Annotated in this window: 23 protein-coding genes; 7 read left to right on the plus strand and 16 right to left on the minus strand. The window is 45.4% G+C overall.

Features of this window, described 5'->3' with window-relative positions:
- Positions 1 to 16 precede the first annotated feature (16 nt).
- The 3 genes from D0466_RS14355 to D0466_RS14365 form a co-directional block, all read right to left on the minus strand.
- Positions 17 to 868, minus strand: coding sequence for a 3-hydroxybutyryl-CoA dehydrogenase (locus D0466_RS14355; protein ID WP_117323254.1), 852 nt, complete (start codon positions 866 to 868; stop codon positions 17 to 19).
- A gap of 39 nt (positions 869 to 907) precedes the next feature.
- Positions 908 to 2,095, minus strand: a complete 1,188-nt coding sequence (locus D0466_RS14360; protein WP_117323255.1) for an acetyl-CoA C-acetyltransferase — start codon at positions 2,093 to 2,095, stop codon at positions 908 to 910.
- A gap of 448 nt (positions 2,096 to 2,543) precedes the next feature.
- Positions 2,544 to 4,655, minus strand: a complete 2,112-nt coding sequence (locus D0466_RS14365) for a heterodisulfide reductase-related iron-sulfur binding cluster (RefSeq protein ID WP_117323256.1) — start codon at positions 4,653 to 4,655, stop codon at positions 2,544 to 2,546.
- Positions 4,656 to 4,960: 305 nt separating this feature from the next.
- Here D0466_RS14365 and cls point away from each other — a divergent pair, with 305 nt between their 5' ends.
- A complete protein-coding gene (gene cls / locus D0466_RS14370) occupies positions 4,961 to 6,163 on the plus strand; it encodes a cardiolipin synthase (protein WP_407675639.1) in 1,203 nt (400 codons plus the stop codon).
- A gap of 30 nt (positions 6,164 to 6,193) precedes the next feature.
- On the plus strand, positions 6,194 to 7,150 hold the full coding sequence (gene uvsE, locus D0466_RS14375) for a UV DNA damage repair endonuclease UvsE (protein ID WP_117323258.1): 957 nt from the start codon (positions 6,194 to 6,196) through the stop codon (positions 7,148 to 7,150).
- Between the two features lie 118 nt (positions 7,151 to 7,268).
- Here uvsE and argS read toward each other — a convergent pair whose 3' ends face one another.
- The 4 genes from argS to speE all read right to left on the minus strand — a co-directional run bounded on the left by argS (position 7,269) and on the right by speE (position 11,708).
- A complete protein-coding gene (gene argS, locus D0466_RS14380; protein WP_117323259.1) occupies positions 7,269 to 8,939 on the minus strand; it encodes an arginine--tRNA ligase in 1,671 nt (556 codons plus the stop codon).
- 4 nt (positions 8,940 to 8,943) lie between these two features.
- Entirely contained in the window at positions 8,944 to 9,384 is a 441-nt protein-coding gene (locus D0466_RS14385) for a DUF1934 domain-containing protein (protein WP_117323260.1), read from the minus strand.
- Positions 9,385 to 9,840: 456 nt separating this feature from the next.
- On the minus strand, positions 9,841 to 10,719 hold the full coding sequence (speB, locus tag D0466_RS14390) for an agmatinase (protein WP_117323261.1): 879 nt from the start codon (positions 10,717 to 10,719) through the stop codon (positions 9,841 to 9,843).
- A gap of 161 nt (positions 10,720 to 10,880) precedes the next feature.
- Positions 10,881 to 11,708 (minus strand): spermidine synthase, encoded by an 828-nt coding sequence (gene speE, locus D0466_RS14395; protein ID WP_117323262.1) that lies wholly within the window; start codon positions 11,706 to 11,708, stop codon positions 10,881 to 10,883.
- A gap of 274 nt (positions 11,709 to 11,982) precedes the next feature.
- On the opposite strand from speE, the gene D0466_RS14400 reads away from it, so the two are divergent.
- Positions 11,983 to 14,052 carry a transglycosylase domain-containing protein gene (locus D0466_RS14400; protein WP_117323263.1) on the plus strand — a complete coding sequence of 690 codons (2,070 nt, stop codon included), beginning with the start codon at positions 11,983 to 11,985 and terminating at the stop codon, positions 14,050 to 14,052.
- A gap of 186 nt (positions 14,053 to 14,238) precedes the next feature.
- On the opposite strand, the gene D0466_RS14405 is transcribed toward D0466_RS14400, so the two are convergent.
- From D0466_RS14405 to D0466_RS14425, 5 genes are all read right to left on the minus strand, one after another.
- Positions 14,239 to 14,760, minus strand: coding sequence for a YwhD family protein (locus D0466_RS14405; protein ID WP_117323264.1), 522 nt, complete (start codon positions 14,758 to 14,760; stop codon positions 14,239 to 14,241).
- A 33-nt stretch (positions 14,761 to 14,793) separates the two neighbouring features.
- Positions 14,794 to 15,456, minus strand: coding sequence for a site-2 protease family protein (locus tag D0466_RS14410; RefSeq protein ID WP_117323265.1), 663 nt, complete (start codon positions 15,454 to 15,456; stop codon positions 14,794 to 14,796).
- A 248-nt stretch (positions 15,457 to 15,704) separates the two neighbouring features.
- On the minus strand, positions 15,705 to 16,232 hold the full coding sequence (locus D0466_RS14415) for a YwgA family protein (RefSeq protein WP_117323266.1): 528 nt from the start codon (positions 16,230 to 16,232) through the stop codon (positions 15,705 to 15,707).
- A gap of 58 nt (positions 16,233 to 16,290) precedes the next feature.
- Positions 16,291 to 17,595, minus strand: a complete 1,305-nt coding sequence (locus D0466_RS14420; protein ID WP_117323267.1) for an HD domain-containing protein — start codon at positions 17,593 to 17,595, stop codon at positions 16,291 to 16,293.
- A 258-nt stretch (positions 17,596 to 17,853) separates the two neighbouring features.
- A complete protein-coding gene (locus D0466_RS14425; RefSeq protein WP_117323268.1) occupies positions 17,854 to 18,075 on the minus strand; it encodes a DUF1450 domain-containing protein in 222 nt (73 codons plus the stop codon).
- Positions 18,076 to 18,415: 340 nt separating this feature from the next.
- Between D0466_RS14425 and D0466_RS14430 the strand changes: the two genes are divergently transcribed.
- Entirely contained in the window at positions 18,416 to 19,183 is a 768-nt protein-coding gene (locus tag D0466_RS14430; RefSeq protein ID WP_117323269.1) for an RsfA family transcriptional regulator, read from the plus strand.
- 329 nt (positions 19,184 to 19,512) lie between these two features.
- Here the strand turns inward: D0466_RS14430 and D0466_RS14435 are convergent, their stop codons facing one another.
- Complete coding sequence (locus D0466_RS14435; RefSeq protein WP_117323270.1) at positions 19,513 to 20,349, minus strand: lipoate--protein ligase family protein; 837 nt, start codon at positions 20,347 to 20,349, stop codon at positions 19,513 to 19,515.
- Between the two features lie 47 nt (positions 20,350 to 20,396).
- Between D0466_RS14435 and D0466_RS21915 the strand changes: the two genes are divergently transcribed.
- Positions 20,397 to 20,600 carry a hypothetical protein gene (locus D0466_RS21915; protein ID WP_158555910.1) on the plus strand — a complete coding sequence of 68 codons (204 nt, stop codon included), beginning with the start codon at positions 20,397 to 20,399 and terminating at the stop codon, positions 20,598 to 20,600.
- A gap of 22 nt (positions 20,601 to 20,622) precedes the next feature.
- Here D0466_RS21915 and pta read toward each other — a convergent pair whose 3' ends face one another.
- Positions 20,623 to 21,600 carry a phosphate acetyltransferase gene (pta, locus tag D0466_RS14440; protein ID WP_117323271.1) on the minus strand — a complete coding sequence of 326 codons (978 nt, stop codon included), beginning with the start codon at positions 21,598 to 21,600 and terminating at the stop codon, positions 20,623 to 20,625.
- A 404-nt stretch (positions 21,601 to 22,004) separates the two neighbouring features.
- Here pta and hemQ point away from each other — a divergent pair, with 404 nt between their 5' ends.
- On the plus strand, positions 22,005 to 22,748 hold the full coding sequence (gene hemQ, locus D0466_RS14445) for a hydrogen peroxide-dependent heme synthase (RefSeq protein WP_117323272.1): 744 nt from the start codon (positions 22,005 to 22,007) through the stop codon (positions 22,746 to 22,748).
- Positions 22,749 to 23,055: 307 nt separating this feature from the next.
- The gene (gene gerQ, locus D0466_RS14450; RefSeq protein WP_117323273.1) at positions 23,056 to 23,574 is read left to right on the plus strand and encodes a spore coat protein GerQ; all 519 of its coding nucleotides are present in this window, start codon (positions 23,056 to 23,058) and stop codon (positions 23,572 to 23,574) included.
- An 82-nt stretch (positions 23,575 to 23,656) separates the two neighbouring features.
- Here the strand turns inward: gerQ and D0466_RS14455 are convergent, their stop codons facing one another.
- On the minus strand, positions 23,657 to 24,025 hold the full coding sequence (locus D0466_RS14455) for a DUF423 domain-containing protein (RefSeq protein ID WP_117323274.1): 369 nt from the start codon (positions 24,023 to 24,025) through the stop codon (positions 23,657 to 23,659).
- Between the two features lie 68 nt (positions 24,026 to 24,093).
- Positions 24,094 to 24,408: a YwdI family protein gene (locus D0466_RS14460; RefSeq protein ID WP_117323275.1), complete on the minus strand. Its 315-nt coding sequence runs from the start codon at positions 24,406 to 24,408 to the stop codon at positions 24,094 to 24,096.
- Positions 24,409 to 24,451: the final 43 nt, after the last annotated feature.

The raw sequence follows: 24,451 nt of genomic DNA on the forward strand, positions 1-24,451 counted from the left end.
TGCAGGTTTACGATGGCTAGTTATAAACATAGAAGCCGCGGCCGGATTTTTTGCCGAGCCAGCCTGCTTTAACATATTTCCTAAGCAGCGGACACGGCCGGTATTTATCATCCCCAAAACCTTCGTGCAGCGTTTCCATGATATACAGGCATGTATCGAGCCCGATGAAATCGGCAAGCGTCAAGGGTCCCATAGGATGGTTCATTCCGAGTTTCATGACCTCGTCGATCGCCTCTTTGGAAGCCACGCCTTCGTACAGCGTATAAATGGCTTCATTGATCATTGGCATCAGAATCCGGTTCGAAACGAAGCCCGGAAAGTCATTCACTTCGACCGGCACTTTGTTCAGCGTCTTGGACATATCTTCAATGGCTTCATAAACTTCATCAGCAGTGGCTAGCCCGCGGATGATTTCAACGAGCCTCATGACCGGGACAGGATTCATGAAGTGCATGCCGATCACTTGTTCAGGCCGCTTCGTGGCTGCCGCAATTTCAGTGATCGGCAGCGACGATGTATTGGAAGCCAAAATGGCATGGGCCGGTGCAATTTCATCCAATTCGCTGAACAGCTTTGTCTTGATGTCCATATTTTCCACGGCTGCTTCGATAACAAGATCAATGCCTGAAGCATTGTTTAAATCAATGGAAGGCGTCAGTCTGGAAAGGGCCGCTGCTTTATCCTGTGCTGTGATTTTCCCTTTCTCAACCTGGCGGGCAAGGTTTTTTTCAATGGTGCCGAGCCCCCTGTCAACGAACTCTTGCTTTAAATCATGCAAAATAACATCGTAGCCGCTTACCGCACAAACCTGGGCAATGCCGGAACCCATTTGCCCGGCGCCGATGACCATCACTTTATTTATATTCATCAAAGCTCCCCCATCTGTTAAAGACATGCTATCTATTAATCAATCTTTTGGCACTTCTATTAAAATGGCATCCCCCTGGCCGCCGCCCGAACAAATCGCGGCCACACCGAGACCACCGCCGCGCCGTTTCAATTCATGCATGAGCGTGATGACGATCCTCGCACCGCTTGCGCCAATCGGGTGGCCCAGCGCTACCGCACCGCCGTTTACATTCACTTTTTCAGGGTCAACGCCCGCCAGCTTCCCGCTTGCAAGGGCAACGGCTGCAAATGCTTCGTTGATTTCAAACAAATCGATCTCCGCCAATGATTTTCCTGTTTTCTTCAGCAGTTCATTGATGACAAGTCCCGGTGTCTTTGGAAAGTCCTTTGCTTCCACGGCAATTTCAGCATGGCCGATGATATAAGCAAATGGCGTTTTTCCCTCTTTCTCAGCCCGCTCCTCGCTCATGAGCACAAGGGCACCCGCACCGTCATTTACACCTGGAGCATTTCCCGCTGTAATCGTCCCTTCATTGTTGAATGCCGGACCTAATTTCGCGAGCTTTTCCATGGATGTATCTTTTCTAGGCCCTTCGTCATGTTCCACTGTTACCGGATCGCCTTTTCTCACAGGAATCTGTACCGGAACGATTTCCTCGGCCAGCACACCGCCATCAATCGCCGTTATTGCACGTTTATGGCTTCTATATGCCCAGTTATCCTGGTCTTCCCGGGATAGCTCCAATTCCGCAGCTGTACTGTTTCCATATGTGCCCATATGCACACCTGTAAAACTGCAGCTTAGCCCATCATGGATCATCGAATCCTTCATTGCCGCATCGCCCATGCGAAGACCCCATCTGGCTTTTGGGACAAAATAAGGGGCATTGCTCATCGATTCCATGCCGCCAGCCACAATCACTTCTTCATCTCCCAACCGGATGAGCTGATCCGCAAGCGTTACGCTCCGGAGTCCTGAGGCACACACTTTATTGATGGTTTCCGTTTTCACTTGCCACGGAATTCCAGCATGCCTTGCCGCCTGGCGGGAAGGGATCTGTCCCTGGCCAGCCTGCAGAACATTCCCCATGATGATTTCATCGACCTGGCTGCCATCGATCCCTGCCCGCTCGAGCGCTTCTTTTATCGCGATTCCTCCCAGTTGGGATGCGGTCAGGCTGCTAAGCCCTCCTCCAAACTTGCCAAAAGGTGTCCTCACTCCACTGACTATCACTGTTTTAGCCATTTTGCTCCTCCTTTAAATAACACTATTTTTATAGAAATGTTTCTACGGGAACCTGGTTGACTGAACGCTCGCTCAAAATAATGGCAAAAAAATAATTTCGAATATAAAATGTAAGCGCTTTACTTAATATTATACAAAAATTCATAAAAGTTTAAATAGTTTACTTGATAAGTATGTGAATTTTTTTTATAAAGAAATGGCCTGCTTCGTCAAATAATTATTTATTTTGGAAGCAGGCTTTATAAAAATAATGCATCAGTTAAGATAATTGATTTAACTCGATTTAAAACGCAAAAAATTATTTTAGGCTCATTCCTGTGAAACCCTGGTTTCACATGCCTTTCAGAAATGCCGAAAGGTTGCTCAAACCATGAAGGCCGAGAGAGGCGAGCTTTCTCCTCGGACTCCACAGGTGGGGCTTAAATGAGCCACTACCACTATATTTTTATTATGATGCAATGGTTTGCTGTTCGCCAAGGATGGATTTTTCCAGTAACTCCGCGACATCATAGGTTTTCACGTCATCTTCTACTTCTTTAGCTTTTGTTCCATCAGTTATCATCGTTAAGCAATAAGGGCAGCCTGAGCTGATTACAGATGGATTTACTGCCAATGCCTGTTCTGTACGGGAGACATTGATGCGATGTCCGGTTTCTTCTTCCATCCACATCAGCCCTCCACCGGCACCACAGCACATTCCGGTTTCCCGATTTCGCTCCATTTCAACAAGCTTCACGCCTGGAATAGCTTTCAGGATATCCCTCGGGGCATCATACACTTCATTGTAGCGTCCCAGGTAACATGAATCATGGAACGTGATTGTTTCATTCACAGGATGCTTTGGTACAAGCTTCCCTTCTTTAACCAGCTTGGCAAGCAGCTCGGTATGGTGATAGACTTCTGCCTGCAGCCCGAAATCAGGATATTCATTCTTAAAAATATTGTAGGCGTGAGGATCGATCGTGACGATCTTCTTCACTTCGTTTTTCTCAAATTCGTCAATATTGCTTGCTGCAAGCTCCTGGAAGATAAACTCATTGCCCAAACGGCGCGGAGTATCCCCGGAGTTCTTTTCTTTATTACCTAAAATCGCGAATTTCACGCCTGCCTCGTTCATCATTTTGGCGAAAGCAAGAGCGATCTTTTGGCTGCGATTATCATACGAGCCCATTGAACCTACCCAGAATAAATATTCAAATTCTTCTCCGGCCTTTTTGGCTTCCTTGACTGTCGGAACGTGAACATCATCACGGATTTCTCTCCAATTTTCTCTTTCCTTTCGGTTTAAGCCCCATGGGTTGCCCTGGCGTTCGATGTTTTGCATCGCGCGCTGTGCATCCGGGTTCATTTTTCCTTCAGTCAATACAAGGTAACGGCGCATATCGATGATTTTATCAACATGCTCATTCATTACCGGACACTGGTCTTCACAGTTCCGGCAAGTGGTACATGCCCAAAGCTCTTCTTCAGTGATTACTTCTCCGATTAATGCTTTGTTGTACTCGACAGCCGCTGCAGATTCCTTCGCGCCTTGTCCGGCACTGGCAAGTGCAATCTGGTTCCCTTGCGTATTGCTAAATACGAAAGTTGGTACCCAAGGCTGTTTTGCTGTAATGGCAGCACCCTTGTTTGTCAGATGGTCACGCATCTTGAGGATGATATCCATCGGGGAAAGCATTTTCCCTGTCCCTGTGGCCGGACACATATTCGTACAGCGTCCGCATTCCACACAGGCATATAAATCGATCAATTGATATTGGTTAAAATCTTCAATTTTTCCTGCTCCGAACGATTCCTGGGATTCGTCTTCAAAGTTGACTGGCTTCAGTTTCCCTGGATTATCCAGTCTGCTGAAGTAGGTATTCGCCGGCCCGGCAATCAAGTGCGCATGCTTGGATTGCGGGATATAAACAAGGAATGTCAATAGGAATAGGGTGTGAATCCACCATGCAATGTAGAATACTACCGTTGCGGCTGTCGCACCCATCCAGCCCAATAATGCGGCAATACCTGATGCAACCGGCTCGGTCCATGTCCCTTCATGGCCGTGCCAGATCATGCCCATGCCGTTTCCTAAAAGTACCGAAAGCATTAAGCCGCCAATCAAGAGCAGTACAATACCGGATTTAAATCCGCGCTTTAAACGGACAAGCTTTTCAATATAGCGGCGGTAGAAAGCCCACACGACTGCGACAAGAATGACAAGCGTGACGATTTCCTGGAAAAACGTGAATGCCGGATATAAAGGGCCGAGCGGTAAATGTGCACCCGGTTTGATTCCCTTGATGATAAAATCAATCGCTCCAAATTGTACAAGGATAAAACCATAGAAGAACATGACGTGAATAGCCCCGCTCTTCTTATCCTTTAGCAGCTTTTTCTGGCCGAATACGTTGACCCATACTTTTTCGAGCCGTTCTTTCACACGGTTGTCGAACTCTACTTTCTTCCCCAGCTTGATGTACGCCATCCTTGTCCTGATTAAATAGACAAACAAACTGAGAGCGTAAGCGGTTACAAGCAAAAATGCAATTAAATTAACCCATAGCAATCCATTCATATATGTGCGCCCCTTTCTGTTATGCTGATTTTGAAATGTCTATTTCTTTTAAAGCATTAAAATTAGAAACAGTTACATTTTTCTGAATTCTATTACTTTTATTATATAATGAATGAGCATTCAGTCAACTTTTTTCTTCACAGATTTTTCTTTTTTTCTCTCCCCTGGCTTTTATTACTAATATAGTAAAGGCTTTGCTGGTTTTATGTAAAAATTACCAATATTTCATTACAGCACAAGCTGGAGTATCGGACGGAGTTTTAAGCCAAAATAAACGAACAAACAATGCTGAGGAGAGGATGGACTTGATAATCCCAGTAACGGTTGGAATCATCATTCTATGTTTCCTCGCCTGGTTGCCGATCGATTTTTATTTAGGCCGAAAAAGCCATATCAATCATGTGGTCGACAAATATTTCCCCAAACGCAGCAGTGATATCCAAATTTATACAAACGGGCGGGCGCTTTTCCAGGACTTTTTCAAAGAAATTAAGGATGCAAAAGCCCATGTACATATCTTGTTTTATATTGTTTCTAACGATAGGTTCAGTGAGGAGTTTCTCCAATTATTAAAAACAAAAGCGCAATCAGGTGTGGAGGTCCGCTTGATGGTCGACCGGATTGGGAGCCATCGTCTCAGCAGGAAAACGATCAATGACCTTAAAACCCATGGAATCCGGTTCATTTTTACCCATATGCCGAAATGGCCCTACCTATTCTACTCCCTTCAGGAACGGAATCACCGGAAGATCTCAATTATCGACGGCAAAATTGGATACTTGGGAGGATATAATATTGGCAAAGAATATATCGATCAACACCCTAAGCTGACTCCTTGGCGGGATTATCATATGAAGATCACAGGGGAAGGAGTAAGGGACCTGCAATATGTGTTTCTGGATGACTGGTTCCATACTTCCGGGAAAGACGATCGCAGGAATGAAAAATATTTTCCTTCTCTTCCGAAAGGGGAATGTGTCCATCAATTCGTCCCGACGGAGGGTGTCTTTCTACAAAAAACATTTTCCGAGCTCATAACCGCTGCAAAATCACGAATCATCATAGGGACACCGTACTTTGTTCCAAGCCAACAACTTTTTACCGACTTGAGGGCCGCTCTGTCAAAGGGCATTGATATTACAATCATTGTCCCAAAACATCCTGATCATCCTTTGGTCCAGGAAGCGTCCTATCGGTACTTTCGCGTTCTCATAAAGGATGGAGCAAGGGTATTGCAGTTCAAAAAAGGCTTCTATCATTCTAAAATCGTTCTGATCGATGATAAAATCTGTGATATCGGGACAGCAAATTTTGACAGGCGGTCATTATTTTTGAACCATGAAATGAATTGTTTGATTTTTAACCGTGCTTGCATTGAAAATATAAAGAAAGAATTGAGATATGATATGCAACATTCCACCCCGTTAACGCTTGAAATGCTGTCTATATCTAACCCGCTCCGTAAAATCAAGGAGTCGATTGCCTCCACGATTTCGCCTTTTTTATAGAGATCGGTGTGCTTGCGAAAGGAGAAACGAATGAGAATACGAATGGGCTATGTGTCTACCGCCACTTCCCTTTGGGAGGCGACCCCTTCAAGGACGTTAACGTTTAAAAGGTATTGCGCCCTGAAGAAAGAAGAACGGATGGAAAAACTATTGGATGTAACCCGGCAAAATATCTCCAATACTCAAAGGATCCTCTATTTCAATGCCGCCCACCAAATCGACGTATACCGTCTTTCCAGCTCGATCGTACCGCTGGCGACACATCCTGAGGCAGGCTGGGATTTCGTCTCTCCATTTGCCCGGGAGTGGCGGGAACTTGGGGAATGGATTCGCCGATTTAACATGAGAGTAAGCTTTCATCCCAATCAATTTACCTTGTTTACAAGCCCGGATTCCCAGATAACTTCAAATGCTGTAAGGGATATGGAATATCATTACAGAATGTTTGAGGCGATGGGCGTGCATGAAAATTCATACATGAACATCCATGTAGGCGGGGCATATGGAGACAAGCCTGCTGCGACAGCAAGGTTCCATGAAAACATCCTGCAGCTCCCCGTGCATATAAAAGCTAAAATGACGCTGGAAAATGACGACAAAACATATACTACTGACGAAACACTCGGTGTCTGCCTGCGGCATAACATCCCTTTAGCATTCGATTATCATCACCATATGGCCAATCCGGGCATAAAGCCAATCGAAGAGCTGCTGCCGCTCGTATTTGGAACGTGGGATCATACCGGCATCCCTCCAAAAATCCATATTTCTTCGCCAAAATCCGAAAAGGAGTTCCGCCCTCACTCCGATTTCGTGGATCTGGACTTTCTCATGCCGCTCATTAGGCTGTTAAAGAAGCTGGGTCGCGATGTGGATTTCATGGTGGAAGCAAAAATGAAGGATAGGGCAATGCTGAAACTGATTGAAGATATAGCAAAAATCCGGGGGATTAAACGTGTAAGCGGAGGTGCAGTGGATATAAAATGAATATTTTGTTACTTGGAGATTCGCTTAAATATAGTTGTTTTCGCTCAATTACGGATCGGCGGCATCCATAATTTAGAAAAGGCTGTTTCCCTCTTATGGGAAACAGCCTTTTTATCTCTTACATCTTTTCCGGAGCTGATACACCGATCAATGCAAGTGAATTTTTCAGCGTAATTTGCACTGTTTTAACTAATGCAAGACGGGCCCGGCTTCTTTCCAGGTTATCTGCATCAAGAACTTTCTCAGCATTATAGAAGCTATGGAAAACGGACGCCAATTCGAAAATAAAATTCGTCATCCGGTGCGGCATGCGCTTATCTGCAGCTTCGGCAATAGCCTGCGGGAATTCGCCAAGCTTCTTCAAAAGCTCGATTTCCTTCTCGGAAGAAACGTGTGAGAAGTCTCGGACTCCTTCATAGCTGATGTTTTGTTCCGCACCCTGGCGCAGGATGCTTGAGATCCGTGCATGGGCGTATTGGGCATAGTAAACCGGGTTATCATTCGACTGTGATACTGCCAAATCCAGGTCAAAGTCCATATGCGTGTCCGCACTTCTCATTGCAAAGAAGTAGCGTGTTGCATCAAGCCCTACCTCTTCAATTAAATCCCTCATTGTTACTGCTTTACCAGTACGCTTGCTCATCTTCATCTTTTCACCGTTTTTGTACAGGTGCACGAGCTGGATAATTTCCACCTCCAGCTGTTCGCGGTCATACCCCAGCGCTTCGATTGCAGCCTTCATTCGCGGAATATAGCCGTGGTGGTCCGCGCCCCAAATGTTGATCAACTTTTCAAAACCACGCCCAAGCTTATCCCGGTGATACGCTATATCAGGTGTTAAATACGTATACGAACCATCCTGTTTAATGAGTACTCGATCCTTATCGTCCCCAAGCTCAGTGGAACGGAACCATGTAGCGCCATCCTCTTCATAGATATGGCCGCGTTCTTTTAAAACGGAGAGGGCTTCGTCAATCTTTCCGTTTTTGTAAAGAGATGTTTCCGAATACCACACATCGAAGCCGACGCGGAAGTTTTCAAGGTCCTGTTTTAATTTTTCCATTTCATATTTCAAGCCGTACTCACGGAAAAACTCAAACCGTTCCTTCTCATCTACATTTACATACTTATCGCCATATTCTTCAGCCAGCTTTTTGCCAATACCGATAATATCTGCTCCATGATAGCCGTCCGCAGGCATTTCCTTCTCGATGCCAAGTGCCTGGAAGTAACGGGCTTCTACTGATAAAGCCAGGTTATTTATTTGGTTTCCGGCATCATTGATATAATATTCACGTGAAACATCATAACCAGCTTTGCTAAGCACATTGCAAAGCGAATCCCCTACAGCCGCACCACGGGCATGTCCAAGATGCAGGTCCCCTGTCGGATTGGCGGATACGAACTCGACCTGGATTTTTTCGTTGTTTCCAAAGTCACTTTCGCCGTATCGGTCGCCTGCTTCCAAAATGGCTGGAATCAAATCAGCCAAATAATTATTATTCATATAAAAATTAATGAATCCGGGTCCGGCGATTTCAATTTTTTCAATGGAAGCTCCTGCGCGGTCAAAATTCTCAATGATGCCTTCTGCAATCATGCGCGGCGCTTTCTTTGCAACTCTTGCAAGCTGCATGGCCATATTCGTTGAGTAGTCCCCGTGGGCCTTTTCTTTCGGCAATTCCAAAATGACATCCGGAATCTGGCCTTCGGTTGCCAGACCGGCCTTGATGACGGCCGCTCTGATTTCCTGTTTTAATTTTTCCTGAACCTGTTTCACTACGTTCATCGTTTTACGCTTCCTCCTTATAGGCTATTGCCATCTCGTATTGGCCAAGCAAGTCTCCCTGCATGAAAAGCTCATATCGAAAAACAAACATTCCTTCATGTTTTTCCTCTGCCCAAACATGGTGGACGGATTCTGTTTTTGTCTGCATGGGCATGGAACCGTATCTGCTTTCATAATGCCCGTTCATCGTTTCACCAGGGTTGAATACCTGGCGCATTTTTACCGCACCTCCGCGCATGATCAGCGCTTCCGGTTCCTTATATTTTACAGTAGTCTGAGTTTTCCCGTTTTCGTCTTCTTCGGTGTACTGCAGATAAAGAGCGTTTCCTTTAGTAAATTTCATACCAAAAGTGGTGAATTCATATGTTTCCGTTTCAGCACCGTTCCTGATGGTCGTGCGGAGCTTTACTTTCACCTTTTGTTTCTCGGTTTCCTGCTGAGACAAATGCTACACTTCCTTATATTCGTCCTATAACTTTATAAGTATAAATATTCTTATCTAAAGTTTCAACTTCTCATACAGGCGGCGGGGTTTTTTAGTTATATATGATCCAAACTGAACCAGCCTGAGGCGGTATGTCAATGATTTAGAGTGGATATCAATAAATTTGAGGCGATATCAATCATTCAGATTATATTTCAATCATTTTGAAGTGGATTCGGCAATTCCGGTCATATATCGATAAATTGGAAGTGGATCAACAATTAGGAGACAAATTCATGGTATCTATCATACATTCAGAGATATCAAAAACACCAGTACCGCTGCACCGCATTAACGCGATGGCGGTAAGTCCCCAATTCACCAAATTGCAATCAGTATCAAATTGTGATCCAATCCCCGGCAATCAAAAAAGAGACTGCTCCAAGCCTGGCCTGGGAACAATCTCTATATACTCGCTCAGCGCTTTTGCACCCAGCCTAAAATCATCTCGCGAATTAATTTGCTCGCCGTATTGGCGGTTTGTTCCGATACATCATAAATCGGCGCTACTTCTACCAAGTCACAGCCTACTACTTTTATATCGGATTTTGCAATTTGATGGATCGATGCAAGCAACTCCCTGGAAGTGATTCCACCGGCATCCACTGTCCCGGTTCCGGGCGCATGTGCCGGATCTAGTACATCAATATCGATCGTTACATAAACCGGACGGCCTGCAAGCTTCGGCAGAATTTGCTTAAGCGGTTCTAAGACCTCAAATTTAGAAATATGCATCCCGTTTTCTTTGGCCCATTGGAACTCTTCCTTCATGCCGGAACGGATCCCGAATGAATATACATTTTTAGGTCCGATATGCTCGGCGATTTTCCGGATCGGCGTGGAATGGGAAAGCGGTTCGCCTTCATAGTTCTCACGGAGGTCGGTGTGGGCATCCATATGTATGATGGCAAGATCCGGATACTTTTTATATACTGCCTTCATCACCGGCCAGGAAACCAGATGCTCCCCGCCCATGCCAAGCGGAAACTTCCCGGCATCCAGGACGCCGTCTATGAATTCTTCAATAATATTAAGGCTTCGCTGGGGATTTCCAAATGGAAGCGGGATATCCCCGGCATCGAAATACTTTACCTCTTCCAGGTCACGGTCCAGATAAGGGCTGTATTCTTCAAGGCCGATAGACACCTCACGGATCCGGGTCGGGCCAAAACGGGAGCCCGGACGATAGCTTACTGTCCAATCCATCGGCATTCCATAAATGACTGCTTCCGCCTCTTCAAAATCAGGATGGCTCTTAATAAACACATTACCTGAATATGCTTCATCAAAACGCATAACATATTCTCCTTTTATTGGGAATCTATTGGGGGTCAGTCCCCCAGTGATTTAACGCATTAACGCAACAGGGGTCAATCCCCCAGTGGTTTAACGCGTTAATGTGACGGGGGACTGACCCCCGATGGTTTAACGCGTTACAGTGGCGGGGTTTTCCCCTTTTATTTAATTAGGTCCTGCACGAATTTAGGCAGTACGAAGGCTGCTTTGTGTAGTTCTTTTGTGTAGTATTTTGTTTCGATTTCATGGTAGCGCTCTTCGCTTACTTCGAGCGGGTCATGTTTTTTGGAGCCGATTGTGAATGTCCATAAGCCGCTTGGGTATGTTGGGATATTGGCTAAGTATAGTCTGGTAATCGGGAAGATTTCTTTTACGTCCCGCTGGACTTCTGTGATCAGGTCCGCTTTGAACCAGGGATTGTCGGTTTGTGCGACAAAGATGCCGTCTTCCTTCAATGCCTTGGAAATGCCGGCATAGAATCCTTTTGTAAAAAGATTGACAGCCGGGCCAACCGGTTCCGTTGAATCTACCATGATGACATCGTATTCATTCTCGCTTTTGGCAATATGCATGAATCCATCATCCACCCGCACATCAACACGCGGGTCTTCCAGTTTGCCTGCGATTTCGGGAAGGAATTTCTTTGAATACTCAATGACCTTTCCATCGATATCAACCAAAGTAGCCCTTTTGACACTAGGGTGCTTCAGCACTTCACGGATCACACCGCCGTCACCGCCCCCTACAACCAGCACGTTTTCCGGGTTGGGATGGGTGAATAATGGCACATGGGCAACCATTTCATGATAGACAAACTCATCCCGTTTGGATGTCATGACCATATCGTCAAGCAGCAGCATATTTCCCCATTCTTCCGTTTCGATCATATCCAGCTTTTGAAAATCAGTTTGTTCTGTATGTAAAGTACGGTTCACTTTCATAGTGATCCCGAAATTCTCTGTCTGCTTTTCCGTAAACCAAATTCCCATTCTATCGCTTCCTTTCTTCCTGGCATTTTCATCAGATTATCTAAGCCATTATTAACGTTCCCCAACAAACAAATTACAAACTTCTCCATACAGTAAAAAAAGCAGAGAACTCTTCTGCTGGATGATCCCCGATCGCATTTAACTAGAAAAAGTATAGTCGAACCAGATAAAAAAGCAAGAAATTTTTTTTGCTTTTTTACTGGGCAATGTTTAAAAGATTGGTTTTTTTTTCATACTGGATAATATTATCTTCCGGGGGAAAGAGGTGTGAACGGTGGAAGTAATTGCCGGCAAGCGGTTTACCAGAGCAACAAAATATATCCGGGCAGCTGTCATCATTACCAGTGTGGCTGCAATATTCATATCCTTATTGCTGGCCTCCCTTATTTTGTTTGCAAGGGCTTTAGGAGCCCCCCCATTAGCTGTCCCGCAATCCACCCTTTTTTACAGCGGGGATGGAGAGATCATCGGGGAAAGCGATAACGGCCAAAAAAGGTACTGGGTGGACTTAGAGGAGATTTCCCCGGCTTTAATTGATGCCACGATTGCAGTAGAGGACCGCGGCTTTTACAGGCACCATGGTTTTGACATAAAACGGATAGCCGGTGCAATTCTCGCCGATATAAAGGCAATGGCCAAGGTGCAGGGGGCCAGCACCATCACCCAGCAGTATGCAAGGAATCTTTATCTCGGGCACGATAAAACATGGAACCGGAAAATGAATGAAGCCTTTTATACCATCCGGCTTGAAACCAATTATTCAAAGAATGAGATTCTTGAAGGTTATTTAAATACGATTTATTACGGGCATGGTGCTTACGGAATACAGGCGGCCAGCCAATATTACTACGGAAAAGACGCAAAGGATTTAACGCTCGCGGAAGCAAGCCTGATTGCGGGCATCCCAAAAGGGCCATCCAGCTATTCTCCTTTTTTAAATATGGAAAATGCGAAAAAGCGCCAAAAAGTTGTCTTGCAGGCAATGAAGGACGAGGGCAAGATCACGAACGAATTAGCCAAAAAGGAGATCAGCTTCCCATTAGTTTTTAAGCGCGGGCATAAAACGGTTGATAGGAAAGTTGCTCCATATTTTCAGGATGCCGTCATGCAGGCATTAAAATCACAGCTGGATATGGATGACCGCACGATTGAGCTTGGCGGCCTCAAAGTATATACCACCCTGGATAAGAGGACACAGGAAGTGGCCGAAAGCACGTTCAACAATGTTATTGAAGAAACATCGGATATACAGGCGGCGCTTGTTTCCATGAGCCCTAAAACCGGCGAGGTAAAAGCCATGGTCGGCGGAAGGGATTATGCAAAAACGCCTTATAACCGTGCCATACAGGCCATAAGGCAGCCCGGTTCGACCATGAAACCGCTGCTCTACTACGCCGCTCTTGAAAAAGGATTCACCCCCGCTACTACGTTAAGAAGCGAATTGATGACGTTCCAATACGATGATGGGAAATCTTCCTATACGCCGCATAATTTTAATCATCAGTACGCAGATTCAGAGATTACGATGGCACAGGCGCTTGCTCTATCCGATAATGTTTTTGCTGTCAAAACCCATATGTTCCTAGGTGAAAGAGCCTTGATGGATACAGCCCGCCGCTTCGGCATAACTACAAAAATGTCCCAGGTCCCTTCCCTTGCCCTTGGGACATCAGGTGTCCGTGTAATCGAAATGGTAAATGCATATAATCTGTTCGCAAATGGCGGGAGAGAGGTAAAACCCGTTCTCATAAAAAAAATCGAAAACCATAAAGGCGAAGTGATTTTTGAGCATCGAACAGAAAGGCAGCAAATTCTCAACCCTGACCGGGCCTTTGTCATGACACAAATGTTGACCGGCATCTTTGACCCGAAGCTTAACGGGTATACAAAAGTGACTGGAAGCTCGATCATCCCTCAGTTAACGAGGAAATATGCCGGAAAGTCCGGGACCACAGAAACCGACAGTTGGATGATCGGATACACTCCTGAGCTGGTAACCGGTGTTTGGGCCGGGTATGATAACGCTAAAAAAATTACGGTGCCCGCTGAAAAAACGTATGCGAAAAACATCTGGGCACAATTTATGGAAGAAAGCCTGGAAAATAAACCGGTAAAAAAATTTAAGCAAACCGATAATGTGGTGGGCGTGTATATCAATCCGGCCAACGGAAAGCTGGCCACTGAGAATTGTCCGGTAAAGAGGATGACCTATTTTGTGAAGGGGACGGAACCTACAGAGGTCTGCACCGAGCATTTATCAGAAGGAAAGACGCATCACAGCAAAGAAAAGAACCAGGAAAAGGAAACCTGGTATAAACGGCTGTTTAACTTTTGGGGGGATTGAGCCCATGGCCATTGGAAACGAAAAGCCTCGAGAATTACACATTCTCGAGGCTTTTCATGTCCTGGTTTTACAGCATGACTCGCTGTAAATAGTTTACTTATTTTATAAAAAATACACAAGACATAACTTTAAAAATTTTGACACTTTTAAAAAGTCTGTACTATTTAGCGATGCAGGGGATTCCGTTCAAGCGCCGGAATCCACTGCCAATCCTTTTTTCAATTCATCAGAGGAATTGTTCCACATATCTGCATTATGGCTCTTCAAAAAATCTGCCAGTATTGCCTTCGATTTATCATCCATATCACCGACGATAATATGGCGTTTCAGTGATTTATCCATCCGGTTTACATGCTCTGGCAATGATTTATATCCCCTTCTGATTGAACGGTCGACCGTCATCTCACATGCGGTTACGCCTGCATAAAGCGGCCCCTTCTCCGTTGTCTCGATCGTCACCCATACCAGCCAATACGGCTTGCCGTTCGGAACTTCTTCTTTCGTTTTCAGGAATTTGATTCCCTTCTCGACCGCACTCCGGGCATGCATGGCGCCGACATCCACGGCCGCCTCCCCTGCTTCCACATCAATGATGACCGGGGAGATATTGTCGAGTGTCAGTACACCCGCACCAAAACCGCCGTGCCCTTCTGTCGGATCATTTTTTATAATATTGAAGCCCAGTTTTTGTTTAGGCTTATCTTCCATCTCGTTTTCCTCCTTTATTTTCAAAGGGTAACCTTACCTGAATAACCCGGCAAAAAAATCATTCATCCCATGTATGACCGTTGGCAGGATAACCTGAAATATCGGCTGGATTGTATACTGGTCCAACGGTGTAATCACCAGTATCAAAAAGATCAGCGCCCCGTAAGCTTCAAATTGAATCATTTTTGCCCGGATATTTGTCGGTGCCAAGTCCTGCAGGATGTGATATCCATCCAGCGGAGGCAAAGGCAGCAAATTAAAAACAAAGAGTACAATGTTGATTTGGATCAACATATTGAAAAAGGTGTATGCAGGTCCGGAGGCATCCTGCCCGGCCCCAACGAGGCTGTACCAAATGATAAACCCTATGGCTGCGATAAGCAAATTGCTAAGGGGGCCTGCGAAAGAAACTAGGATGCCGGCAAGCCTGGGCCTTTTGAAATTAAATCGATTTACCGGTACCGGCCTTGCCCATCCAAAACCAGCAATCAGCAACAGCAAGGTTCCAAGCGGGTCTATATGGCTGACCGGGTTTAATGTGACCCGTCCCTGCTCCTTTGCGGTCGGGTCGCCGAATTTATAGGCAACATAGGCATGGGAAAATTCGTGTATCGTGAAAGCAATCAGTAACACCGCTACAACATATGGTATTTCTTCCAATTCATATGCTAAAAATTGATCAAAAAAGTTCTCCACTTTCCTTCTCCCCAATCTCTTGTTACCAATAGTATACAGGAAAACCTAACAGAAGTTAAAACAGATGATATTTCTTATCTGGATCCCCGTCACCTTCTGCTAGTCACATATCTTCTCTAAAAGAATCATCATGCCGAGGCCGGGAAACGTTGGAGTGACAAATAAGCGCGGCGGCAATAATGCAAACATCGATTAGTTACCGATAAGTACGAAAAACGCTTGGAAATGTTATGTTCCAAGCGTTTTTTCTATCCTTGAATATTCGGTTGATCAGCCGCAGCTTTCTCCCTTAGCTGCCTGATATACTCATAGGCTTCATCTATTTCTTCATGTGTGTATTTTTGTTTGCTTTTTAATGTGAAAATCTTTTCCGCTACTTCTTCTTTTTCCAGCGTATCAAAATAAAGGACTGTCGATACGAGCTCCAAAAAACGCGCATTTTGCCCATTCATATCCAGGAGGCAGTTTTTTAACGCGGGCATGTCCAAATCATGCATGGATAGAAAGTCTTCTCCGGGGCCGGTAATAGAATAGCAATACTGGTAATAGCCCGCCTTTTTCTCCTTGACTTCATTCAGGTACCCCATATTGCACAGTTCTTCGATCCGAAGCGTCAACTCTTCGGAATATGGCCCATAAAAATGGAAGGTGAACTTTTCCTGGAAAGGGAATGATAGCTTCTTGGCGATATAAATAATCTTCTGCAGTTTTTTCCTCCCCGCTATTTCGCCAGCAGCCGAAATGGCATTGATAATCTTTGCATGATCCTTGAACAAAGCATTTCACTCCTCACCCAATTTCATCCTTTTTTGCCTGTTAATAAAATTTTCTTCATTATTCAAGCTCTAACAGCTTGCGTATCTGTCTTTTGATATTTCTTTTCGATGGGCCCTCACGCAGCAGGTCTTCGGGAAAGTATAGCTTGTGGTCCGTTCTTCTTTTGCCGGATATCGCATCGACGATTTCTGATTCCCGTGACAATTCACGGATATCCCCGTTGTTCTTAAGCAAGTGGATTGGAAGCCGTTCTTCTTCTTCACCCGGTCGGTAAAAATCATATGGCAAGTCTGATGAGGAATCCACCACCAGATAATATTCCGGATCGATTCCGGCCTTTTTAAAGAGACTGTTCAGTTCCATTAATTTATTCATCTGGTCATTGGAAGGATGAAATTCCGTATATTTGAACAGCTTACGGTTTACGAAACGATCACAAAGGTCGCTCAGGATTGGATCGCTCTCTTCTTCCCACATCTGAAAGTAATAGAGCATCATCGATTCATCCATTTTCAAGTAATCCTCTAAGCTTACATCCCCCGCAAAAAGCGAATAAAAATGTCGCGGCTCATGTTTAAATTGATATCCGGATTCATATAAACGCTTGGCGCGATGCAATATTTTCGTAAGGATGACTTCCGCGCTGCGGGTTACCGGATGAAAATAAACCTGCCAGTACATTTGATAGCGGCTCATTATGTAGTCCTCTACTGCATGCATCCCGCTATGTTTAATGACCACCTGGTCCTCGCGCGGCCTCATGACCCGCAAGATCCGTTCCATATCAAAATGACCATAGCTAACTCCCGTAAAATAGGCATCCCTTTGCAAATAGTCCATCCGGTCTGCATCGATCTGGCTTGAAATCAAGCTGACCACCAGTTTGTTTTCATAGGTTTTAGCGATCACTTCAGCAACCATTTTCGGGAAAAGTGTGTCTACCTTGCTAAGGACACGGTTGACTTCCGTATCCCCCAAAATGATCTGCCGGGTAAAATGCTCATGGTCCAAATCGAAAACCTTTTCGAAAGAATGTGAGAATGGGCCGTGCCCTAAATCATGCAGCAGGGCCGCGCATAAGGAAAGAAGCCGCTCCTGTCCGTCCCATTCGGGCCTTCCGGCAAAAAAATCGTCGATGATGCGGCGGACAATTTCATAAACACCGAGCGAGTGGTTCAGCCTGCTGTGTTCCGCGCCATGGAAGGTCAAAAAAGTGGTCCCCAGCTGGCGGATACGGCGCAAACGCTGAAATTCCCTGGTCCCTATTAAATCCCATATCACCCTGTCCCGCACATGGACGTATCGGTGGACCGGGTCTTTAAATACTTTTTCTTCACTAAGCTTTTCAGCGGAATATCCCATGCACTACCCTCTTTTATAAAATGGTCAACTCGTAATCTGTATATTTTTGGTTCGTACATTGACGTCTATATAGATTCTATTATAGCTCGTTTCCCGAAAAAATTCATATTTTGCGGAAGGTGTTTTCAGAGCGAAACATGAAAAAATTAAGTGTAATCAACAAGAAACGACGGATTTTGACAATAAAAAAATATTTTTGCCCAGGTGGATGAAAATAAAAATCACCGCTGCATATTGGATGGATGCCGGTGATTACATTTATTTAATCTTTTTATCAATCTTTTCAATTAATTCATCTTCCGTCGGAGCGGCAACTGGACGGTTATTCACAAACGCGAAAGATTTCTTCCGGCCGGGGCCGCAATATGATTGGCAGCCAATATCTATTACCGCGTCCGGATCGAGCTTTTCCAAACGGGGGATAAGTGTCTTGATATTCGTTGCCTGGCAGTCGTCACATACCCTGAATTCATTTGACATTCAGAGAGTCACCAACCTTTCTTTTCTTTATGATGAACGATGGATCCATCGCCTGACTCTAAAGCACTAAAGCGTATTTTACATTTTCGGGCAGCGGATTTCAAGAGCGGATCCATGGCAAAATCAACGGCAAATCGTCCTATCTGTATCTCTTAGAAAAAAACTATTATCCTTTTAACTTTTTTGTATAAAAAGGCGGCAACCTGTCCAAGATGTAACTAGAACACTTAGTTTAACCACACATTTGCCACCAGTTATGGCCGGCAATGGGATTTCTGAAGCAATATCCACTTACTAAGCTATGAATTTTTACTAAATGAAAGGAAAGGGAGTAGGTATGATGAAAGTCCGTCAAGACGCTTGGACAGAGGAAGATGATTTACTTTTGGCAGAGACTGTACTGCGGCATGTCCGTGAAGGCAGCACACAATTAAACGCGTTTGAGGAGGTTGGGGACAAGCTCAACCGAACATCGGCAGCATGCGGCTTCCGCTGGAATGCGGTCGTACGCCATAATTATGAGAAAGCTCTCCAACTGGCCAAAAAACAACGAAAACAGCGCCAAAGAATTTTAGGGAAGGACCAGGGAGGCAAGAAAAAACTGCTTTACACCCCTCCATCCCCGACCATTCAGGATATTGTTGTTACGCCTCAGGAAATAGTCGAGCCAGATCCTGTAATAGATACTGAATTTGCAACTGAGTATGATAATAATGAAACTGCGATTATCCATGTGCCTGAACCCCTTGAATTTGCCGCATTGCCGGAACCGGCAATCATAGCCGCAAACCCGGCAGGAAACCTGACACTAGAGATGGTGATAAGCTATCTTCAATCTATGAATAATAGTTCCCTTCATGCCGAAGTGCTAAAATCCGAGAACGAAAGATTGAAGCTGGAAATCGCGGACCTGAGAAAGCGCAACTCGGAGCTTGAGAAAAAGGTTTCCTATTTGGAAGAGAATACAGGCATGATCCAGGAAGATTACGAGACATTGATGAAAATCATGAATAGAGCAAGAAAATTGGTCCTGTTGGAGGATGATGAGCGCCCGGCTACTAAATTTAAAATGGACCGCAATGGAAATTTGGAGAAGTTAGCCGAATAGCGGGATCATAAGTTAGCACAGCTTCTCCCCTTGTTAGAAAACGCACCGATTGGTAAACCTTGAATAAGTAAGGCAGAGGCGCAGCCGGACCTACCGCACAAGGAAGGCTTCGGCAGCTTTACATCACACGAAACAAAGCGGTAGCTTTTGTGAGGATGTGGGTCATGCAGGCGAACATAAGGATATGGCGCGCATAGACTCGTGTTCTGACTTATGCAGATTGAAAGTCATATATTTTCTTTTCGCCAAAAAAATCTGTTTAACCCGGACTCCGGATTTAACAGATTTTTTTCTGTTTCGCGCATTACCTTCTTGTGAATCTTTTTTATTTAAAGGCCGGCCTTTTCGTTCCTCGCCACTACCCTTGCGTAATAAGACTCATAGAGAGGGAGCTCCTGCGGCGACAGTTGGCCGGACGTTATGTTGCCGCTCACCTTTTTAAGGGTCTGTAAAAAGCGGAGCATGGCATCCTGGACCGTAAGCGGTTTATTCAGCAGTTCCGACAAAGAAGCCATTACCTCCGGCTGTATGTCGGGATACGAAAATTTACTCTTAACCTGCCCTATGGCTTCTCCGTAAAATTCTTTTACGAGTGCCGCCCTCTGCGGTCCGCTTCCGGTCACACACAGATATATTTGGACCGCTACCCCGCCGCGGATCCTCCTCTGCGAAATTCCGGCGAATTTTTTTCCGCCAATGCTCAGATCATAGCTTCCAGGGCAATAAGATCCGATAATTTCCCTGGCATCGATTTCAACAGGAAAATCGGCAAACATCAGCTTGACCAATTCCCACATCGAATCATAGCCTCGGTTTATATCGATTTTTCCCGCCGTTTCCGGGAAGACCAGCGACAGATTTAACACCCCTTCGTCAAGGACAACCGCAAGGCCGCCTGAATTTCTCACAATCACCTGGTACCCTTTATCCTCCAGAAATGAAATCCCCTTATCCAACAGGGGAAGTTTGCTGTCCTGGATCCCGAGCACCACTGTACGGTGATGAACCCACGCCCTGCCGGCGGCCGGGGAATCTCCAGCTCCGACTGAAGCGCAAAGCGTATCATCCATCGCAAAAGACTGCAAGGCATGAAACCGGGGACCTAACGTTGTTTGATCGATAATGCGCCATTCGGGCTGCATTAATAAAGAATCTATATCGTGCATATATTCTCGTCCTTTTTAACAAAATCAATAACTTGATTATAACATATATGCATGCTGGAAATCCCGGGCAGAGGCAGGATTGCCTGGTTATAAGCGGTTCGCCCCTGCATCTGGATGCATTACAGCCGTTAGATCATCTTCCCGTTGGCGGTCGTGTTCATTTTAGCGACATAAGCCATAAGACCAAGTGTGAGCCAAAACGAAGGCTTCGCGAGCATTCAATTGCCCAGAAAAAAACTGCCCCGGCTTAAGCAGCGGGGCAGTTTGGTGTTCTTATTGTTGAAGTGCCTGGGCAGCAGTGATCAATGCCAGTTTATACACATCTTCGGCATTGCAGCCCCGGGAAAGATCATTGACCGGACGCTTTAAGCCCTGCAGGATTGGTCCTACAGCTTCAAAGTTCCCCAGGCGCTGTGCAATTTTGTAGCCAATATTGCCGGCTTCAAGGCTTGGGAAAACAAAGACATTTGCATCTCCCTGGATCAGCGCTCCCGGTGCTTTTTTCTCGGCTACGGAAGGAACAAATGCGGCATCAAACTGGAACTCTCCGTCCAAAATCAGCATTGGATCCATTTTCCTTGCTTCTTCCACAGCCTGTGTAACCCGTTCGGTTTCCGGCGATTTAGCGGAACCTTTCGTAGAGAAGCTCAGCATGGCGACGCGAGGTTCAATATCGAACATTTGCGCAGTTCGTGCACTTTCCACCGCAATTTCGGCAAGGTCTGTGCTATTCGGTGCGATATTGATTGCACAATCAGCAAAAACATACTTTTCATCCTCGCGAACCATGATGAAAACACCGGATGTTTTGCGTACGCCTTCCTTTGTTTTAATGATCTGAAGGGCGGGACGAACCGTATCAGCCGTAGAGTGGGCGGCGCCGCTTACGAGGCCGTTCGCTTTGTTGGTGTGCACAAGCATCGTGCCAAAGTAATTTTCATCCAGCAGGATCCTTCTTGCCTCTTCTTCGGTAGCCTTCCCCTTGCGCCGTTCCACGAATGATGCCACAAGCTCGTCCATCATGAGATAATTATTAGGGTCATAGATTTCCGCGCCTTCAAGGGAAACGCCTAAAGAGTTTGCCTTTTCCTGCACTTGTTCAATATTGCCGATCAAAATTGGCACCAAAAGCCCATCCTCCGCCAGCCTGCCCGCCGCTGTGAGGATACGCTCATCCAATCCCTCTGGAAAAACAATCCGCAAATTGTTGCCATTAATTTTCACTTTTAACGATTCAAATAAATCACTCATGTAATATCCTCCTTCATGATTCGTAACATCCATTCACAACTTCATGGCAAAACCGAAATAAACATGCTCTTATCATTGATTTCCTTATTAGGATACCTGTTCAACCTAAAGTTTTCTATTGATGAGGAAATTGTCACCGTTTTCAACACCGATGTTTTTTTATTCTGAAAATAATAACACCCTGTGATTCTTTTACATGTTTTCCTTTTAGCCGTTTCGGTAAACCCATAATTTAGTATGGCGGTCAACCTCACGCCTTATGTTTAAATTTTCACTTCCGGGATATGATGGGAAAATATGAACATTTATTGAACAAATGGTATATGGAATCGCCAGGAAATATCCTTTATAAAAAACTATGGTATAGTTATGGGTGAACGTAACGACATTTAGGAGTGATCGCAATGAGTGAAGCAGCACAAACACTTGATGGCTGGTATTGCCTCCACGATTTCCGCCTGATTGATTGGACAGCCTGGAAAACACTGTCAAGCGATGAGCGCCAGGCGGCTATCTCGGAGTTTAACGGTTTATTGGACAAATGGAATACGATACAAAGCCAAAAAGAAGGCAGCCATGCCCTTTATTCAATCGTCGGGCAAAAGGCTGATTTCATGCTGATGTTTGTCCGCCCTACAATGGAAGAACTAAACGAAATTGAAATGGAATTCAATAAATCGAAGCTTGCGGAATACTTGGTTCCGGCCCATTCCTATGTTTCAGTGGTTGAATTGAGCAATTACCTGCCGGCTGGTGAGGATCCGTACCAAAATCCACAAATCCAGGCCCGGCTGTACCCAATTCTTCCGACAGCAAAGCACGTCTGCTTCTATCCAATGGACAAGCGCCGCCAGGGCGATGACAACTGGTACATGCTGCCTATGGAAGACCGCCGCAGCATGATGCGTTCACACGGTATGATCGGACGCCAATATGCCGGAAAGGTAAAGCAAATCATCACCGGCTCTGTCGGCTTTGACGATTATGAATGGGGCGTTACATTGTTTGCGGACGATGTGCTCCAATTCAAGAAGCTTGTATATGAAATGCGCTTTGACGAAGTCAGTGCACGCTATGGAGAATTCGGCTCCTTCTTCGTTGGAAATATATTGCCCCAGGAGCGCATCTCTTCATATTTTCACGTATAAAACGGAAGCTCCCGCCCAGGGGGCTTTTTTTTCGGACAATACAATTAAGACTAAATCCGCCACACCCTTATGTCTTCACAAATGAGTTTCAAATCTTAGAACTCACTTTACCCCTTACTTTACCTTTTCAAAGATTCGCTAATCGGATTATATTCTAGGGCCGTTACGGTGTGCCCTGTTTCCTTCCAACTGTTTGGCATAAATCAGAACAATCAACCATACATATGAAATAGTGCTAAGAAGCGTTTTATCCCAAACTGGCAGGAGGGTTCCTGCTACTTACTACTAATGAGTTGGAGGGAGATTGATGAGTCAGCAAAACAAACAGAATTCCTACGGAGGTTACGGGTACAATGCACCCTATTATCCTTATGCAAATGTAAATCCTGCACTGCGTAACGATCGACAGCAGTACGCTCAGTATCCTGCAGGTTATCCCGGGACCACCGCAGGTTACCAGCAGGGCCAAGGCCCGCAAACCGGCCAGCCGGCACCCGGACAGCAAGCCGCAGCGCCAGGTGCTCAACCCGGAGCCGGAATGCTTCCAGCCGAAGAATCTTACATTGAAAATATCCTCCGCCTAAATAGAGGGAAGCTTGCAACCGTTTATGCAACGTTTGAAGGAAGCCGGGAATGGAATTCCAAGGTATTCAAGGGCATCATTGAAGCCGCGGGGCGGGACCATCTGATCCTTAGCGACCCGCAAACCGGCATGCGTTATCTGCTCACTATGGTTTCTGTTGATTATGTGACATTTGATGAAGAAATCGAATATGAATATCCATACGCCGGCGGAGGCGGGCTGGCCGCTTATCCCCCAAGATAGGCAGCAACAATGGCAGGTCACGGCCCGATAAAAAAGAGGATGGCTTAGGGAAACGGAACAATCCCTGAAAGCCATCGTCTTTTTACAAATGCTTATTTACGGCTATTATCAGCAAAACCCATGCCGCCAGGAAGGATACTCCCCCTAAAGGAGTTATCGCACCCAACACCTTGATTTGGGTGACGCTCAATACATAAAGGCTTCCTGAGAATAATAGGATGCCAATGAGCATCAACCAGCCTGACCATGACAAAAGTGATCCTGCCATTTTAGCTGCTAGAATGCCAACCACCAGCAAACCGGTTGCATGGAACATTTGATAGGTAACCCCCGTTTTCCATGTTTCCAAATATTTATCCGGGATGCGCCCCTCCAGGCCATGTGCTCCGAATGCACCTAAAGCAACCGCGACGAAAGCGTTTATTGCCCCCAAAATAATGAACAGCTTCAAATCAGATACTCCTCTCTGTATATGTATTTCGATGAATGGCCGGCAAGAGGCAGCCATAAAACAACTAATTAAAAGTCAAATAAAGAATCACCATTCGCGTCGTCCATCTTCACAGGTTTTGATTGCGGTACCGATGAAATCACAGGCTGCACGGGAACGGTTGACTGGTTAAAGGCCGGCTGGCTGTATGCAGGAGACTGAACGTTCGTGGACAAGCTGCCCGCTGAATAAGTCTCGGCTGTACCTGTTTCTTCAAGCAAAATATCACATAATGCCTGGATTGCTGTAACATATCCCCGCAACTTTTCATGCGATTCCGTGTTTTTAGCCTTATGCAACAATTCATCCATTTTATCTATTACTTTTTCCGACGAAATATCCACTCTCACACCTCACTAGAGTTTTTGCTTTAACAAAAAAACTCCC

Origin of the sequence: Peribacillus glennii, from assembly GCF_003429105.1 — a bacterium.
In the GTDB taxonomy this organism is placed as follows: domain Bacteria; phylum Bacillota; class Bacilli; order Bacillales; family DSM-1321; genus Peribacillus; species Peribacillus glennii.

Coding starts and splice junctions, on each gene's coding strand:
- D0466_RS14360 (WP_117323255.1), bottom strand. CDS start 2,095: ATGGCTAAAACAGTGATAGTCAGTGGAGTGAGGACACCTTTTGGCAAG.
- pta (WP_117323271.1), bottom strand. CDS start 21,600: ATGAGTGATTTATTTGAATCGTTAAAAGTGAAAATTAATGGCAACAAT.
- D0466_RS14420 (WP_117323267.1), bottom strand. CDS start 17,595: ATGGGATATTCCGCTGAAAAGCTTAGTGAAGAAAAAGTATTTAAAGAC.
- argS (WP_117323259.1), bottom strand. CDS start 8,939: ATGAACGTAGTGAAACAGGTTCAGGAAAAATTAAAACAGGAAATCAGA.
- hemQ (WP_117323272.1), top strand. CDS start 22,005: ATGAGTGAAGCAGCACAAACACTTGATGGCTGGTATTGCCTCCACGAT.
- gerQ (WP_117323273.1), top strand. CDS start 23,056: ATGAGTCAGCAAAACAAACAGAATTCCTACGGAGGTTACGGGTACAAT.
- D0466_RS14425 (WP_117323268.1), bottom strand. CDS start 18,075: ATGTCAAATGAATTCAGGGTATGTGACGACTGCCAGGCAACGAATATC.
- D0466_RS14365 (WP_117323256.1), bottom strand. CDS start 4,655: ATGAATGGATTGCTATGGGTTAATTTAATTGCATTTTTGCTTGTAACC.
- D0466_RS14355 (WP_117323254.1), bottom strand. CDS start 868: ATGAATATAAATAAAGTGATGGTCATCGGCGCCGGGCAAATGGGTTCC.
- speB (WP_117323261.1), bottom strand. CDS start 10,719: ATGCGTTTTGATGAAGCATATTCAGGTAATGTGTTTATTAAGAGCCAT.
- uvsE (WP_117323258.1), top strand. CDS start 6,194: ATGAGAATACGAATGGGCTATGTGTCTACCGCCACTTCCCTTTGGGAG.
- D0466_RS21915 (WP_158555910.1), top strand. CDS start 20,397: ATGCATGCTGGAAATCCCGGGCAGAGGCAGGATTGCCTGGTTATAAGC.
- speE (WP_117323262.1), bottom strand. CDS start 11,708: ATGGGAATTTGGTTTACGGAAAAGCAGACAGAGAATTTCGGGATCACT.
- D0466_RS14435 (WP_117323270.1), bottom strand. CDS start 20,349: ATGCACGATATAGATTCTTTATTAATGCAGCCCGAATGGCGCATTATC.
- D0466_RS14430 (WP_117323269.1), top strand. CDS start 18,416: ATGAAAGTCCGTCAAGACGCTTGGACAGAGGAAGATGATTTACTTTTG.
- D0466_RS14405 (WP_117323264.1), bottom strand. CDS start 14,760: ATGGAAGATAAGCCTAAACAAAAACTGGGCTTCAATATTATAAAAAAT.